This is a genomic window from Herpetosiphon geysericola (genome assembly GCF_001306135.1).
Lineage (GTDB): Bacteria > Chloroflexota > Chloroflexia > Chloroflexales > Herpetosiphonaceae > Herpetosiphon > Herpetosiphon geysericola.
The window spans coordinates 86,723-102,740 of sequence record NZ_LGKP01000010.1; the positions used below are offsets into that span (position 1 = coordinate 86,723).

The 16,018-nt window shown below is 53.9% G+C and carries 19 protein-coding genes; all 19 read right to left on the bottom strand.

Annotation, left to right across the window (positions count from 1 at the left end; all coding sequences use genetic code 11):
• Positions 1-29 precede the first annotated feature (29 nt).
• Positions 30-2,144: a hypothetical protein gene (locus SE18_RS05180; RefSeq protein ID WP_054533363.1), complete on the bottom strand. Its 2,115-nt coding sequence runs from the start codon at positions 2,142-2,144 to the stop codon at positions 30-32.
• On the bottom strand, positions 2,141-2,593 hold the full coding sequence (locus tag SE18_RS05185; protein ID WP_054533364.1) for a hypothetical protein: 453 nt from the start codon (positions 2,591-2,593) through the stop codon (positions 2,141-2,143). Before SE18_RS05185 ends, SE18_RS05180 begins: the two co-directional genes overlap by 4 nt.
• On the bottom strand, positions 2,590-5,313 hold the full coding sequence (locus SE18_RS05190) for a phage portal protein (protein WP_054533365.1): 2,724 nt from the start codon (positions 5,311-5,313) through the stop codon (positions 2,590-2,592). The genes SE18_RS05185 and SE18_RS05190 overlap by 4 nt, the downstream gene beginning before the upstream one ends.
• The gene (locus tag SE18_RS05195; RefSeq protein ID WP_054533366.1) at positions 5,297-6,388 is read right to left on the bottom strand and encodes a hypothetical protein; all 1,092 of its coding nucleotides are present in this window, start codon (positions 6,386-6,388) and stop codon (positions 5,297-5,299) included. The genes SE18_RS05190 and SE18_RS05195 overlap by 17 nt, the downstream gene beginning before the upstream one ends.
• Before the next feature lie 313 nt (positions 6,389-6,701).
• Positions 6,702-7,265, bottom strand: coding sequence for a hypothetical protein (locus SE18_RS05200; protein ID WP_054533367.1), 564 nt, complete (start codon positions 7,263-7,265; stop codon positions 6,702-6,704).
• Positions 7,255-7,905, bottom strand: a complete 651-nt coding sequence (locus SE18_RS05205; protein ID WP_054533368.1) for a phospholipase D-like domain-containing protein — start codon at positions 7,903-7,905, stop codon at positions 7,255-7,257. Before SE18_RS05205 ends, SE18_RS05200 begins: the two co-directional genes overlap by 11 nt.
• An 85-nt stretch (positions 7,906-7,990) precedes the next feature.
• Entirely contained in the window at positions 7,991-8,383 is a 393-nt protein-coding gene (locus SE18_RS05210; RefSeq protein ID WP_054533369.1) for a hypothetical protein, read from the bottom strand.
• A gap of 20 nt (positions 8,384-8,403) precedes the next feature.
• The gene (locus SE18_RS05215) at positions 8,404-8,856 is read right to left on the bottom strand and encodes a hypothetical protein (RefSeq protein ID WP_152976556.1); all 453 of its coding nucleotides are present in this window, start codon (positions 8,854-8,856) and stop codon (positions 8,404-8,406) included.
• Positions 8,857-8,974: 118 nt separating this feature from the next.
• A complete protein-coding gene (locus tag SE18_RS05220) occupies positions 8,975-9,316 on the bottom strand; it encodes a hypothetical protein (RefSeq protein WP_054533371.1) in 342 nt (113 codons plus the stop codon).
• A 220-nt stretch (positions 9,317-9,536) separates the two neighbouring features.
• Positions 9,537-10,343 carry a hypothetical protein gene (locus tag SE18_RS05225; protein WP_054533372.1) on the bottom strand — a complete coding sequence of 269 codons (807 nt, stop codon included), beginning with the start codon at positions 10,341-10,343 and terminating at the stop codon, positions 9,537-9,539.
• Positions 10,340-10,690, bottom strand: coding sequence for an ASCH domain-containing protein (locus tag SE18_RS05230; protein ID WP_201783473.1), 351 nt, complete (start codon positions 10,688-10,690; stop codon positions 10,340-10,342). Before SE18_RS05230 ends, SE18_RS05225 begins: the two co-directional genes overlap by 4 nt.
• Before the next feature lie 248 nt (positions 10,691-10,938).
• Positions 10,939-12,471, bottom strand: a complete 1,533-nt coding sequence (locus tag SE18_RS05240; protein WP_054533374.1) for a DNA cytosine methyltransferase — start codon at positions 12,469-12,471, stop codon at positions 10,939-10,941.
• A 2-nt stretch (positions 12,472-12,473) separates the two neighbouring features.
• A complete protein-coding gene (locus SE18_RS05245) occupies positions 12,474-12,944 on the bottom strand; it encodes a hypothetical protein (RefSeq protein ID WP_054533375.1) in 471 nt (156 codons plus the stop codon).
• A gap of 13 nt (positions 12,945-12,957) precedes the next feature.
• A complete protein-coding gene (locus SE18_RS05250) occupies positions 12,958-13,344 on the bottom strand; it encodes a hypothetical protein (RefSeq protein WP_054533376.1) in 387 nt (128 codons plus the stop codon).
• Positions 13,341-13,676, bottom strand: coding sequence for a hypothetical protein (locus SE18_RS05255; RefSeq protein ID WP_054533377.1), 336 nt, complete (start codon positions 13,674-13,676; stop codon positions 13,341-13,343). Before SE18_RS05255 ends, SE18_RS05250 begins: the two co-directional genes overlap by 4 nt.
• A gap of 38 nt (positions 13,677-13,714) precedes the next feature.
• Positions 13,715-14,158: a hypothetical protein gene (locus SE18_RS05260; protein WP_054533378.1), complete on the bottom strand. Its 444-nt coding sequence runs from the start codon at positions 14,156-14,158 to the stop codon at positions 13,715-13,717.
• Between the two features lie 31 nt (positions 14,159-14,189).
• Positions 14,190-14,672, bottom strand: a complete 483-nt coding sequence (locus SE18_RS05265) for a hypothetical protein (protein ID WP_054533379.1) — start codon at positions 14,670-14,672, stop codon at positions 14,190-14,192.
• An 86-nt stretch (positions 14,673-14,758) separates the two neighbouring features.
• Positions 14,759-15,145, bottom strand: a complete 387-nt coding sequence (locus tag SE18_RS05270; protein WP_054533380.1) for a hypothetical protein — start codon at positions 15,143-15,145, stop codon at positions 14,759-14,761.
• Between the two features lie 24 nt (positions 15,146-15,169).
• On the bottom strand, positions 15,170-15,811 hold the full coding sequence (locus SE18_RS05275) for an ERF family protein (RefSeq protein WP_054533381.1): 642 nt from the start codon (positions 15,809-15,811) through the stop codon (positions 15,170-15,172).
• Between the last annotated feature and the right edge of the window lie 207 nt (positions 15,812-16,018).

Here is a 16,018-nt window from a genome sequence, read left to right on the forward strand (position 1 = left end):
TATGAGCAAGCCGCCAAATCCAAATCAGGTTAAACGGTCAGGTTATAGCTGACGGCGCTTGCTTCGTTGTCGCGATTGATCAAGCCAACCCGTGACAGTGCCACGATTTGATTAGTATCGCTATCGATCATGCGTGCAACCTCAATGGTCATCCGCCGTTTGAAACCGAACCGCCATTGATCCCAGCGAATCGCGGCGATTTGACCCTTGGTATTGTTAGCGGGTGTGGTCAAATCGACCTTACCGCTCGCATTGCTTAAGCGCGTGCTGGAGCTGCGGCAAGCATTAGCGCTCACGAGTAAGCGATAGCCATACAGGCCTGTTAATTCGCCACCTTCGATCGTGGGATTGCTGAATAAATCGCGGGTCTGAACTTGCGTGAGGGTCAGCGATTTGTAGTAGGTCAGCGGATCAACGATAAACGCCACCTTGCTCCGATCAAGCGCATTAATCCCAGAAACGCCCAACAGCTTGACCGTCTCCAGATAGTCGTCGAGCGCCAACACACCACCATCACGGCTGTTGGCCGTGTTCGTAACTAATGCCAACTTCCGAAACCCATCAAAGAGAAGCCAATAATTAGTTGCGGACTGTGCAGAGAGATTGCCAATATCGTTAATATTGGTGGTAGCAGTGGTTGCAATGTCGCCATCGATCACCACACTCTCCATGATCTCAGCGCCTTCCTTCTCAATCGAGCTGCGAAGTTCGCTCACCCATGGCAAGATCGAATCTTCCTCCATCTCACCATCCCACACAACGCGCGCGCCGATTTTTGAAGTCGTGATCGTGCGGTTGGCCGTGCCTAATTTGGTGGCGTTCACGGTCGCATTGGGTCGGCCCGTGGTGGCATTCAAATCGGCGGCTGCGGCCACTTTATAAAAGGTGGGAGCGGCTGATTCCAATGGGATGGTCAGATTATCTGCACCTTGGGGGATTTCAACGGTTGGCAAATTGGCGACAATCGGGGTTGAGATGCGGATGTTTTCCCACATCGCATTAGCCCATGCATCGCTCACCCATTCCGCGCCGTAGCTCGCCAGATCGGCGCGGTTAATTTCGTTCGCTTTTAATGCCTTGAGATCAATACCGGGATTGGCGGCTTTGATCGCTTGACGCGCACGCTCGCCGATCCATGTTTGATCTTCGGCGGCCTTGATTGCAAAGGCCTTCATGCTCGATTCGCTGGAGCCATACTCGCTCCGGCCTGCTTTTTTGGCCGCGCCAAGCACTCCAGACATAAAGGCATGATCGGCCAAATCAAGATTATCGAATTTGGATACATCACTAAATTGGGCAACGTGGGGCGCTGCGCCACCACTCCACGGCAAGCGGCGATCTTCGGCGGCCTTTTTGGCCATATCGGCTTTAGCAGCCTCTACCCGCTTGTTGACCTCCTCCTCCATTTTCGCCTCTTCGGCGGCTTTGGCAGCGGCGGCGGCTTGCTGAGCGGCCATGGCTTCGGCCACACCTTGGGCTACAAGATCGGCGATCATCTTTTTTAATTCTTCTTCGTCCATGGTTGAGTTCTCCAATGATTTGGTTGATTGTTGATTGATCGCCGTTGCGGGTGCTGGCCTTTGCGATCTAGCGCCTTTGCCACTCGTCGCCTGTAGCGATTGTTCTATATCTGGCAGGTTTAGCCCTGCCTCCTGATAAAGCGATTTAATAACCGGAACCGCGATCGCCCGTCGGTTGGCTGGGCGCTTGCCATCCAGTTGATCAAAAATGGATACTTCGGCAATGGGCCAATGATCGAGGTGGCCGTTTGGCCCAACGCGGATCAAGTGCTCCAATGTACCTGGGCTACCAACGGCCTCACCTTTGAGCGCGGCCTCCCATACTTTTTTGGATTCTGGCACCGATTGATCGAGCGGCCCCTCATACCAACGGCCCTCACTATCAACCCATACCCGTGCTGATTTGCCAATATAGATTGGCCGTCGGCTCTCTCGTCCCGGCTTGTCATAGCCGTGGTAGTAGACGAATGGAGGTAAGGGCCAAACATCATCAGCAAAATCGGTTTGATTATCGAAGTATTGACCATGGCTATCTTTTTGGGCTGGATGCCCAAACGGTGCGGCCAATACCCGGATCGTCCATGTTCCGGTGGCGCTTTTGATTGCAACAACTTTAGGGTTCATAAGCCACCTACTAAGAAATTTACGATCGGCGGGATCATTACATCCTCGATCTGGCCGGGTGTGATTTCCCGATCCGCGTCTGCGTCGGTTTTCCACCCAATTGCTTGCATAACTGCTGATTGCTCCTCGCTGTCGTGAACATTGGCTGCATAACTGGCCGTGTTCATCAAAACCACTACCATGCGGCTCCGGCTGGCGATCGTCCATCGGCGGCCTAACATCTCGGAGGTTTTGCGGCCAGTGACTGATCCATCCTTCCGGCGGCGCTTTGGCCCATAGCCACGCTCGTACCACGTATCACCGGATGGGCTGGGCGCTGGAGGGTAGGGAGCTACAATGTTTTCGGCCAGCTTGCCAACTCCTAATAACCCAACATTGATCGCCGGAGCGAGATCGCGGCCTAGCGCGGTGCTCCACTGATCGGTATTGATAACAGCAACATCGATCATGCCGATCCCTCCTCTAATTCAAGGGTGACGGCGCAGCGGCAACGTGGATGCCATGGTGGGCCATCCAAGGTTGGCCAATCTTTCTCTGATTTGTTATGCAACGGGCCACAGATCGCACAAACCCGATCATCGGCGTTTGTCCGGTTGACCCGCGTGAAATTCAATCCAGCATCGCGAAGGATTTTTTTATATTGGCTTTGGCTTTGGCTGGCCGCGCGGGTTGTTTCGGTTATCGCGATCATCTCTGCCCGTTTGGCACCAAATGCGGGATCAAGCAAGCGCTCCAGATCGGCGCGGGTCATCCCCGGCGTTGCGCGGTATTGGGTGATCGCCTTCTCGACGAGATCGCGGGTTGTGCTCGTCAATCCTTTGATCAGTTGGGCGGTGTAGGTGGTGGCCCAACTCATAACCTGATCGGCGGCCAGTGCGGGATCAACGTCAAGGCCGATCATCGCTTCATTGCTGGCCAGTTCCTCCATAGCAATCTCTAGCAGTAATGGCAGCATGGCCACGCGCAACGCACTATCAAGCGATAGCCAATCAATCGGCTGATCATTCTCGATCGCCTTGATCGTCAACTTGCCATGCTTTTGGAATGCAGCAAGGATGCGATCGTATAGCTCGCGTTCACGCGGGGTCATGTCGCTGGCCTTGGCTGCACTACCAAACACGGCCTTAATCGTCGCCACGTTGGGAGCGTCGGCCAGTTCATCGCGAATAGCCTCCAGCTCCAGCGCGTCGATCACGTCGCTGGCAAACAACACGGCGGGAGATTTACCCGCTTTTAGTGCCTTGATCGCTTTGCGCTCCCATTTGGCCAGCTCGTCGATGCGCTCTGCATCCCGATCGCGCAGCTGGAGCATTTGCTGATCGGTGGCCCATGCCAGCATGATGCTATCGAATATCACGGGCAAGGCTGGAGGCACGGGCAGATCATATTTAGCTCCAGCATCGATGTAGCCTAGGGTGATATGCGGCGTAAAGCCATGGTTTGGCTCTAGCTCGATTCCGGCGGTGGCCAGCGATTCCATAACCCGACGGTGAAAATCGGGCAAGCATGGTGCATCCACGCTGGCATAGATCGCGTTAGTGCCATCCGATTCTTGGGTATTGAATCGGCCTAGGCCGCTAACCATGGCCCGAATTGGCCCATAACCACTAGCAACGCGGAGCGCGGCCTCAATCTGGAGGCGATCAGCTGCATCAAACTCCATAGCATCGCCTAAGTAGGCAATGGTTACGTGCAACTGATCCGGCGTAATGCCACCGGGGATTGCTAGCATGCTGGCCAGCTCCGCCGGAATGGGCAACGCGATCATGGCTCCGGTGTGGTGTGAATCACCTGGGCCAATAGCTGGAGCTGGAGCTGGAGGCGGGAGCGCGAGGGTTGGCTTTGGCTCCACTAACAGCTCCGCTTTGGCGGGTGGTGGTGGGGGAGGATCGTTGGGTGCTGCATCCGCTGCAATATTTGATTGGGCTGGAGGCGCTGCGGGTTTTGACGCGGCCAGCTCGCGCACGATCAGCGATCCGCGCTCGTCGCCAATTGAATCCGTTTCGTAGTATTTAGCCCGTACCTCGTCAATGGTATGGCTGCGCTCAAAAGCCTCTTGCTCTTTTAGCTCCAGCGCTCGGTCTTTGCGCCGGACATCCGGGAATGCGGCCACCAAATTGGGGCCATAGGCCGGGAGAAGATCGCTTGTAATCTTTTGCCCGATGCTGACTAACTCGGGGTAGACTCCATAGCCTAAAAAAGTGGTTTCGCCTGCGGTCGCGTTAGCTTCAGTCGCGTTGACATCCAGCATGCTAGCCAAGCCGGGCGCGATCATGCTATAAATTTCTTCCTTGTTAAAGGTGCGGCCTGCCAAAAACTCCATATCCTTTTGAGGCATGGCCGTTTGAATCCATTGCACGCCACCTTTACCAACTCCGCGCAACTTAAACAGGCCGCGGCGCTGGCCCTGCTCCCGATAATCACGATCGATCTGTTTCCATGTGTTTTGATCGACCATATCGGCAAACGCAAGGATGCCCGGAACCTTGCCAGCTTCCTCGTTAAAAAATCGGGTGTTCCATCCCTGCATCCCTAATTCCCCGACGGCGATCGTAGCCAGCGCTTCAACGGTACTCAAGCCATCGAACGCGCTAAGCGGATTCCACCGCCGAAAGTGGACAATCTGCCATGGTGGTATTGGAACCTCTTGGCCGTGGTCACTTTCAAACACATAATGATTGATCCACATTTTGCCGTCGGGAATAACGCGCACACGGTGCGATGGGAGCGGCCAGATTTCGGTCGGTTGCTCGTCGTAATCATCCCGGTTGAGCCACCAATGAGCATGCCCGGTGATCTTTTTATAGCTAATGGTGGCTTCCATTAACTCAAAATAGCTATAGGCTGGATTGGGGTTTGATAACAGTACCTCCAGCGGATGATTGACGATCGCCTTGATTTTTTCGCCTTGCCGTTGACTAACGGTCAATGGCTCGATCGCGCAACGCTGGGCCAGTCGTTCGACGGCTCCTTGAAACCAACTTAACCGACGGTAGAGATCGGCCTGATGCCGCCACATGCTGCCATCTTGTCGAACGCTCCAGCGCTCGGATTCGGCTAATTCATGCTGCCAATAGGCTGGGTTTTGGACTTGGGCGGCCTTGAATGCCTCCAGCTCGTCGCGGAGCTGGCGCATGTGGCGGCGCGTTGATTTATTCCGTTTGCTCATCGTCGTCATCCAATCCAGCAAATCCAAACAGTGCAAAACTTTCAATCAAGCCAAGCATCATGGCCTCTCCACAGTCGGGCGATCGGCCAATCCGTTCCTTGATCCGATCCTTTTTCTCGATCGTGATTCCTCCAGCGCTAATGCTAAAGGTTGGTGCTTTCAGGTCGCCTAGTAGCTCCGAATCTGGCGGGAGCGCTAGCGTTGGGTTGCGACTCGGATCGAGCGCCTCCCGCAACTTCCAATGCAGCTCCGCGCGAACATTCTTGAATGTAAATCGGCCCGTTCGATCGCGTGCGGTCGTTCCTGCACCTACGTTTACGGCATTGACGCTATAGCCACGGCTGATCAAATCATCGGCGGCGCTGGCTCCATAGCCTATCGCGTCGATGTTCGGAATAACCAGATCCTCGCCCATGGCTTGCAAAATCAATCCCGCTGCGGCCTGCCCGGTTGGTGTTTCCTTGCCTGCGTATTTGAGCAAGGGAGCGAACCAATCCCCGTACCGTTTGGCGATCACGGTTTTATCCGCGCCACCGTGGGCGATGTCTGCACCTATCGCAGAGAGTGGCCGCTCGGGCTGTTCTGGCCGTTGCTTCCAACGCTCTTGGGCTGCCTTGATCCACGCCGTTGGGATAACCTGCCATGGATCGATCACGCTGCCAGCATCAAACTGGCCTTTCAAAATCGAGCGCAACGGCTCCGGCATGTTCTCAATCGTTGCGCCGTAGTCGGTCGCGGCCAGCTGCGGATTGTCGCTCAAGAGCGCACGAAAGAACGTCCGTGTTTTCAAGGTTGCCCGTACCGATTCCGGCGCATCTTCCGGCGTTCGATAGAACATATCGCGATCATCGATTCGGGCTACATACCGAATCTCGCCGGGCTGGGCGGGATCGTCGTATCCTTCATCAAGCCATGGAGCAAAAAACGTTACTATCCATGCTTGGCTATCATCCATGGGAGGATTGAACGTCAAGAGCGTTTGACATTTTTTGACCCGTGGATCGGTTGAGCGATTCCAGCCCATCACAAATCGCACTTGCGATTCGGTAAACTCGGGAGCCTCGTCAAAAACCATAAGGCTCCGGCCACCTTGCCCTTGATACTTTTGTTTGTCCTTCTCCATGGGAATGGAGGCGATCCGGACAATCCGGCCATCCGGCAATCTCCAGCGGTGATCCTGTCCGTTATAGCGGCCTATGTCATCCCATAGTTCATGGCTCCGATCGATAATCCCCTCAGCACTGGTAAATACCCGGCGAAAAATGATCGAGTTTCGATGCTTTGTCCCGGCCATCCCTAGGGCTAGGTCGGTTTTGCCACCTCCAGCCGATCCTCCATATCCCACAACATCAGCATCACAGTGGTAAGCATCCGATTGAGGGCCAGGGTTAGGCCTCCAGGTCGTCGCTGTCGCTGTCGTCGTCGTCTCCATCTGGAGTAGCCGATCCAGCTCCTCGCGCTCGCGCTTGGTTAACAATGGCCATAACTCTGCTAGTTCGCTCTTCGTCGGTAAGTTCTGCATAGGGCTTGTCGCCTGCTGGATTGGTTGGCGCGATCTTGGTTGGGGCATTCAGGCCTAGCAGCTCGATCCGTGATTTCTCGACGGCCAGCGCGGCCTTGAAATCCTGAATGCGCATCGTCGATTGAAATAGCAGCTCTAGCCGGGCATGGGCTAGGCCGATCGCCTCTTTTCGGTCGCTTTCTGAGAGCTTGCTAAAGGCGGTTCTCGCTCTCTGGATATAGGTATCGATCTGGCGGGAGGTTAGCTCCACACCATAAAACGTGCTTTGTTTGGCGTGATCTTTGGCATCTGGATTGGTGGCCGCTGCGCCCATTTCCGAACAATATCGAAGAATATCGCTATAGCTCGCGCCTCTGACGAGTAATCCCATAAGCTCCGTGATTCGGCTCTCTACCTGGGCTTTTGTCGCCTTAACTGTTTTATTTGCCATGCCAGCTATCCCCCTTGGCCAGCATGCTCTCCATCCAATCCTTGTGAAAGTCGTGCAACGCGCGATCGTTGGTGATCACGTATTGCTCCACGCGCGGGTTGGCCGTAAAGTTGGCCGATCCTTCAATCACGATCGCATGGGTGGGGGTGGCCAATAATGTGACCTTCGCATGGTTTTCAAACGCAACGTAGCGCTGGCCGCGCTTGAGCAGGCCATCCAGCAGATATGCGTAGATGCTAGCTTCGCGGCGCTTGAAAAAGATTCCGGTCAACATGGTGGCTTGGCCCAACACGCCACGATCAAGCAAATCGAACAGTTCTGTTGCATTGTCGCGGTTGAGCGTCCATGTTGACCCATAGAACACTATCCCTTGTGTGGCCAGCAGTTGGCAAACCACCGGGATGAATGACCAATAGTCAAAGCGGCCATTGCCAACAATGTGGAATGATTCGCCATCCTCGGGCAATCGGGGCAAAATATCAGCGGCGATCTCATGCTTCATGGCAGCGATCAGCGATCGCTTGGCAGCTCGTCGGGCATGGGAGCGCGGCGCGCCAAAATCCTTGGCACGCTCGATCATCTCGTCGCTGGTCATCCAGCTCAGATCGTTGCTCCCGATTGCCCAATCAAGATCTGTCATATCGCCACAATTCCCAATTGATAAAAGCCAAGAAAATCCAAACGAATGCGCAATACAGCAAGCCGATCACGGTCTGCCACCACACCTAGTTAAGGTGGGTGGGGGTGGTGGCTTGCAAAAGAGCTGCTTTGTCGGCGGCTTCGTCGGCCAGCTTCTGCCGTTCGGCCCGGATCATGTCGCGGATTTGTTCGGGGGTCACTTCAATACCAAGATCAATCAAATAATTGCTTGCTACCTTGGTGGCTTTATCGAGCAAATCATCAGCGGTCAATTTGTTATCACGGGCAACGCGCAAACCGATTTTGACAGCGGCGTACATTGCCGCGCGAAGTTCAGCGCTGATATGGGTATTGGCCCATTCATCCAGTGCGGTCAAAACCTTGGGCGCGTAGGCCTGAATAGCGGTATAAATCAAGCCAATCAATGCGGCCATGACGGTGAGGGTGATTGCTGATCCGATAATGGCAGAGTCTTGCATAACCATTCCTCCAGTAGTAACTAAATCCATTTGTCCGGCGCGTCGATGTATGCTCGGATGTACTCTTTAAGTCTGATTTCCCGGGCCTCGTCGATAACTGGGTAAAACTTCGATTCGTCAGGCCTGTGGGTTTCGCGCACATCCGGCGGTGGTGGTACGGCCACCTCGTGATCTTCCAACTGGGCCACGAGTTCAATGATCCACGCCTCCGCTTTGACAAGCTGGTTATAGGTCAACGTCCAACGTTGGCGGGTATCGATGAACGGCTGGAGCGCGTTGGTAATCTCCAGCTTGGCATTGTCGGCCATGAGGCTAATTTGTTGCTGGAGATAGTTGACATCCTTCTCTCGCGCCTCGCGCTCCGCGTTCAATGCCGCGACAAGCTGGCCATTTTTATGCGCAAGCCATCCCATGGCCCCCAACGTTGCCACGTTGATAGCTCCGGAGATCAGCGCAACGATCAACCAATCCATAAATACACTCATAAGCAAAGCCAACAAAAAAAACACCGCGCCGATCCATCCATAACGGATGCTATCGGCGCGGTGTTGCTGCTCGATGCCACACACCAAATTGAGGGAGCGCTTACGCTTAGGCGCTTGTGTAGCTTGGCCCTTCTAGCCCTTGGGCTTTTAATCGATTTTTGCCACCTCGGGAGCCGCGCGGCTTCGTCCTTGGGACGATCGGGGCTAGCATGGGTGGATGCTGGATAGTAATCCGGCCTTCGGCGATGATGCCAGCAGTAAAGATGATCATCATTTCGCCGCTTGCTCCAGCTGGCAAGCTCCGGAGTTCCGACTCTAGCCGATCGGCCACTCGCTGCTCAAAAGCGTCTGGTCGTTCGGCCTTGCCCGGCTTGAGCAAAATCTCAAATCCTAGGCGGTAGCGTTGGCCATCAGTAAGGGTGTAACGTTCGCTACCATAGTGCAGCATAAATCCTCTCGCTGATTGGGCTGTTAGGCAGTCGGGGGCTAACGATCATCAATCTAGCACATCTGTTTGGGGCTGTCAATTATCCACATATCCACAGTGGTTACTAACATATTTAGGAGTGCTAAAACCACAAACGGCTCGCATAATGGAGCCGCTTGTGGGAGAGAAGAGAGAGGAGAAGGTTTGGCCTTAGTCTAGCAAAATTAACCCAAATGTCAATCTAGGCTGCATCATCTTTGCGAAGATGGGGCGGTGGGTTGATCCGGCTCCGTCGAATCTCCGTCGGGAGTTGCGGGATCGTCGGAATAGGTGGCATCGGTTCGGAATCATCGCCGATCAATTTCATCGTGCGTTCTGGCCAGTGTTGTGGCCGCTCGTCGATAACGATTAGCTCCGGCGCTGGAGCTAGATGCAGTTCGGCGATCATCTCTGGCTCCCCTAGCTCGGCTAGACGGCGCTGATCCTCGGCACGTTGGGCATGGCGGTTCATCTGCCCAACGTGGATGTTTAATCCACCACGTCCATTAAAGCGCTTGCCACAAATGCAGTAGAAAAACCGATCGCGGCTGGCCGATCCATGTTGGTTGCGCAGCTCGTCGGGTGCGTGTGCATCGGTGCTATCGGTTATGGGTTGGTCGGGCGCTTGCATATAGGCCACGGTGGTGATCGATTCGTGGCGAATTGTTACCCGATCAACTTCCACGCGGGATTGCTCGGCTGCATCAAGCGCGCGCCGGAGGCCATCCACTTGGAGCCGGAGCTGGGCCAACTCGCGGGATTGTTCGGCGATCGTGGCTATGTAGCGTTCAATAGCTGTTTGGGTTGAGCTATCAACATAACCCAACGATGCGGCGTAATCCACCACTTTTTGCAATTCGGTAGATGTTCCCAACTCATACCGATCAATGGTCACGCTATCAGCGGATTCGTGCGTGATCTGCACCATGGTGACAGTTCCATGGTGACTCACAAGCATGGCCACGTTGGGCATGGCCAGCGCGGTATAGATAGGTGCTAAGTCGATCATTGATATACCTCCACATATTCAAACTGGATGCGATTGACGATCCGAAATGGTGTGCATTTGTTGTGCTTGCAAAACATCTCGACAAATTGATCGGGTGTCATATCGGGGAACCCTTCGGCCACACAATCATCTTGATCGATTTGATGCAGCGACTCCAGCCGAACATCCACGATCCGGAGCTTGGCCAATCGCTCCACTTTTTCGCCTTTTTTGAGTCCCATGGCCTTTTTGACCGCGATCACCTGATCGCCGGGTTTGAGCATGAGCCATCCAATCCGCCGGGTAACGGTTTTGGTCTGGTTGACTATCTGATCGGTTGTGATGCTAAAGCTCATATTTCGCGCCATAAATTAACTTTCCTCGTCTGTTTGTGATCTATTTATGGTTTCTGAGTTTCCACTGTCGATCATTCCACCGTTCGATCATCGCTTCGACGGTGCGCCGGATAACAAAGCGCTTGCATTCTTGGCATTTCAGCATATGCAGGTTTGGCCACACGATTTTATAGACCATAGCCCGGCGGCTTTCGTTGCAACTACATGGCGTTGCGCGGAGGATTGGGTGGCGTTCATCGATCATCATGGATTGATTGCTCCTAGGCTAGACTTTGAATCACCTGACCAACCAGCCATTGCATAACTGGTGGTGTTACTGCATTCCCAAATTGCTTAATCCGTTCGCGGGAGTTCCCCAAAACCACATAGTCGCTGGGGAATGCCATGGCGGCTCCCACTTCGTTGGGCTGGAGGATGCGGTATCCACAATCTTCTATGTTGATGGATTCAGGCTGGGCTATGTAATGAAGGGCCATGCCGGGAACGGTCGGCAATGGTTCCGCTAATTCCTTTGTGGCGTGGCGGCCTCCATAGTAGGAAACTGTGAAGGGTGGCGCTACCACAGCATGCCGATCCTTTGTGGTGATCGTTCCTAATGGCTCGTCGATAGCGCGGCCTGTATCGTTGCTGTAATAGCTACTAATAAATGGTGCTAGTAGCCCGTGGTGTTGGCCTCCAGCGCATACCGTCGCTAGCGGCTCGTCGATACCACGAACCGTTGAGTTATTGCGCAATTCCGTTATGAATGGAGGGATGCACAATCCTAATTCCTGTCGGGTGGTTTGGGTTGGCAGTGGCTCCATAGTGCTGGAGCTGCGGCGATCGTGTACTTCGTGGGTATAGCCTTTGGGGATAAGCAAGCCATGGTGATCCGCTGCCGTGATCGTGCCAAGCGCTTGATCCACGGGTTTGCAGTAGCCCGGGCTATAGTTGGCTACATAGAGGGCGGCGGGAGCTGAGGATTGGTAGCCTGCATACTTTTTGAGTCCATACCGGATTCGGGCTAAGGTTTTTTCTGCTAATGGGATTTTGCGATCTCCGATGCGCTGGATGGGCAAACCCCAATCGATCGCGTTGGCTGCCGCGAAGTAGTAGGGGGTGACGGCGCTCGCGCACGTTGGGCATAAGTAGCGATATTGCGCCTTATACTTGCCAGTTTTTTTAGTGGGATTCTTCCATGCCTGGACCGATCGCACGTTGGTAGCACATTTTTCACAGTGGGCCAATGGGTAATAGTCCAGCTTGGGTGCATGGTTGCCCTTACGCCAAAACACCACATACATGCGATCACGGCTTTGGGGGGTTGGCCAAACGAACATGGAATTGAGATAGACCTCACGATGGGCATAGCCAAGATCGTGCATAGCCTTAAGCCAAGCATCATACAAAATCCACGATCGCGCATCAACGACATTTTCGACGATCACCGCTTGGTATCGATGCTCTTCAGTAAAGCGCACCACATCCCACATGGTTGCGCGTGATCGTTCGGCGGCGGGGTCGGGCTTGCCATTCTCCAGTAGTGAGATCTGGCGGGTTGGGCGCTTGACCCCTTTGGCCAGCGTATGCTCGGTGCATTCCGGGCTAGCAATCAGGATTGTCGTTGATGGGTATCGGCGCGGATTGCACGCTTGCACATCAGTGCAGTCGTGATCGGCGTTTGGGTGGTTGGTGTTGTGAGTTTGAATAGCGAGCGGCCAATGATTGAGCGCCATCCGGATTTCGGCTCCAGCGTTAGCAGCTCCGGTGCTGGAGCCTCCAGCTCCACAAAATAAATCGGTAACTGTGATCATGCTTATATATCCATTACTAATTGCTTCGCCTTTATGGGGAGCAACTTAATTGCAGCTCGGTACGCTTGGTCAAATTCTTGGCCACGTTGGCGGCATCCCTCACGCCATGCCAGCAAGCCCGTGATAATCCCATGCTTATTGAGCCAATGAATTGATCCGGACTGTTTGGCCAGTTCGACGAGTCGCGCACGCTTGTATCGTTTTTGAAGCTCGGCCACGATGGTGTTGTTAAGTTGCCAATCCTGAGAATCAACATTGGGCCAACTGGCCAATTCGACCCGAACCGCGAGAGAATTAAGCATGCGCGTGATCCGTTGGGCTTTGGTTCCGGTATGGGCAATGCCTAAGAGTTTGCACAATCCCTCTAGCTCGGGATTCGTGCAACATTCGAGATCCTCACGTTGCCAATCGCGGGGATTGCTTCGGTAGAGGCGTTGCCATCGTGGGGTAATGTGTAGAGTCAGGGTTATCATAAGCAGCTCAATTCTAGGCCGCTGCGAGCTGCTGGATCGTTGCATCCAGTTGTTTCAGCACGGCGCGGGTTTTCTCATGGGTTGGGCCAAATTTCGCTTGGTTTACGCGGAGGCGTTGCTGGAGCATCTCCAGCTCGCGCCGCTTATTGTGATAACTTTGGTATCGTCGATTGGCCAACGCTTCTGCGGTGCGCAAATGCCCGGCCAGCTTGGGGATCAGGCGATCGATATGCGAAAACAAGATCGCTCGATTGGTCAATAAACCACGCTGGCCAGTTCGGTATAGCCGGGCGTTCGCGTTGATCGCCTGTCGGATAAATTCCGCTGCCTCGGGATCAAGGGCGGCGATCGCGGCAAGCGTGGCCGCGATCGGGTTGGGTGGGGGTGGTGGGATCATCATCGCCGTTGCTCCAGCATCGATGCAAGTTGATTGATCACGCTGGCCAGCTCGGCCACACTGATCACCACCATGCTGGAGCCACGCCGGAGCGTGACCCCTACCATGTTTTGACCAAGCTCCAGCGGCTGCGCATCGGGGATGTTCGCGGCCTGTGGTTCGCTCCAGTCGGTCAAAAACTGGAGCGCGGCATCATAGGCGGCGTTATCTTCCATCCCCTCTTCATCCTTGAATGTTTGGGCCAACTGGAGCACGTCGGCCAATAAAACGCCGGGAGGCATAGCGGGAGCGATAGGTGCTTTTTTCTTCGTTCTGGTTGAGATTCTCGGCTGCATCGGCTATACTCCTTTCGATCTGTGCTTTCATCAGGTGCTTAGATCCGGCGGTCACTGGTCGTAACAGTGGCCGCTTTTTTGTGCCGTTTGGCTTTCGCTTCAACTCCCGCGAGCCGCTCCAGTTTGGCGATCGTTGTCTCCAGCTGCCACAGCATGATCTCGTCGCCGTCGGTTGATGCGCGGAGGCGTTCGGCGCGGTAGACGGCTAGCGCTGCGGGGATCGCGGTCGTCGATAATCCGGTGCGCTGAATCATGCGCATAATGGCCGGATTCAAAAGCCACGATCGCCACTGATTAAACAATTCGCTCCGCTTGAGCCAAATCCGGTAGGCAACATCAACCATGCGGTTGAGCTGCACCATGGTGGCTGGGTGATAGCACATCTCTAGGCGATGGCCTAGGTCAACCCAACGCCGAAGTGCATCCTTGACGGTGCTCTCGGTAATTGGGTGCGGTTGGGTATCGATGATCGGTGCTGCCATTGGTCTACACTCCTATATCAAAAAGGACTCTTTAGGCGGCTACGGGTTTGGCCAGCAACTTGGCCAGCTGGTCGCGTGCGGCCATCTCTTTTTTGGCCAGCATTTCCGCGCGATCAAGGCGCTCTTGCTTCATGGCGTTGATCCATTGGCGCTGGATAATCCGGATGGTCTGGAGCAAGGCGGTTTTGGGATCATCGATCACGAATTGCTCTGGCTCCGGTGTGGATTGGGCTGGCTCCAGCTCGTGGCAAAGACGCGGATCACGTTCGTTGCGGTATTTTTCAACCATGGAATCGAAGATCTGATCGGCATCGCTCGTCGATTCCACCACGCGGCTTTGCTCCACAATGAGAGCAAACGGACTGGAGACGCGCACATAGTATTGAAACAAGCCAAGGCTTGGGTAGTGGTGGCGGAGCAAATTAATTTCATATCCATTTGCGAGTTGCTCCCGACGGCCACCACTGGCTGGCATGACTTCATGCTTAGGCTTGCGGCTTTTTCCTTTACTCATAGAATCCTCCATACAAACGAACTAAATAGCGTTATCGGGGCCAAATCGACCAGAGATCCGCGCGAGGTGGTAGAGCCTCGCGCTTATCACTTTTTTTGTTCGTCGTACATAATCCACCAACCAATCTGGATTAATAGATAGTTCTCCAGCATGGTCAATGAGATGTCACTGGGATTGGCATTGGTTTTTTCGCCGTTGACCATATACGGGGCGATAACCCCTACCGACTGCAACCCTGTGAGATGGGTGCTTGGTAATAAGGCAATGGAGATCGCGCCATTGAACGGTGCAGGTTCAATGATCGCCATGTTGGCCATGCGCTGGATCGAACATTCATTCAAAAATGAAGAGCTAAGACTGGCGATCGCAGTCTCAAGGCTCGTTTGGGTTTCTTGGATGCGATCAAACTCGGTAGCATGTGAATCATCCAGATAGGCGGTATATGCGGCTAGTGCGCGGTCACGTAAGTTCATGGGTTGGTTCCTCCAGTTTGGCGATTAACCCCGATATTGGCGTTCGTATTCGTACTGGCTTGGCTCTGGCGCGTAATATGCGCCACGCTCGCGGCTTTGCTTGTTTGGCTGCCGATTAGTCGGCTGCTGCTGGCGTTGGGTTGGCTGCTTTGTCGTCGGAGCCGGAGCGCTGCGGTTTTGGTTGGGCTGGGCTGGCTGCTTCGTCTGTTGCTGGCGTTGGGCTGGAGCGGGAGCCTGATCAGCCTCGGGATCATCGCCCGTGGGGATCATGAACGTTTTTAGGAGCCAATATTTGATAGCTCCGGTGATCGCTTTATAGATCCCCTTGTCGCCCATATCAGCGCCTTGGCCAACAATGGTGCTGGAGTAGCCTTCCCCGGTATCAACATCCACGATCCCAATAGTTACATGAGCCGTGACGAGCATTTGTTTTCCGCTTGGGCTTAGCTCATGGTGGCATTGCTCCACCTGGGGAGGCAAAAAGATCAAGCCATGCTTGAGTAAGAGATTCCGCATGGTGATCGTGATATCAGTATCGGTAGCATACGCATAGCGCTGCTTTTCATTGAATCCGTTTTTTGGCAAAAATGGAACATCGCTCATTACGGCGAACATCTTTTGATAAAGCGCTACCTTGGGGTTGGGTGGTGGGGTTGGGTCTGTCATATAAACACCTCTAAACTACTTGACCATATGTAAACATTTTATCATATGAATCAAATAAGTCAATAAATAAGTCAATATGAATTATATATTGTAATATCTTAGATATAGGTGTATTATTGACGAAACAATACGAATAGGCTATTATTTGATCAATTGCTTAGGGGGTCGCTATGACTGAGACGTTTTACACCGTTGAGGACATTGCAG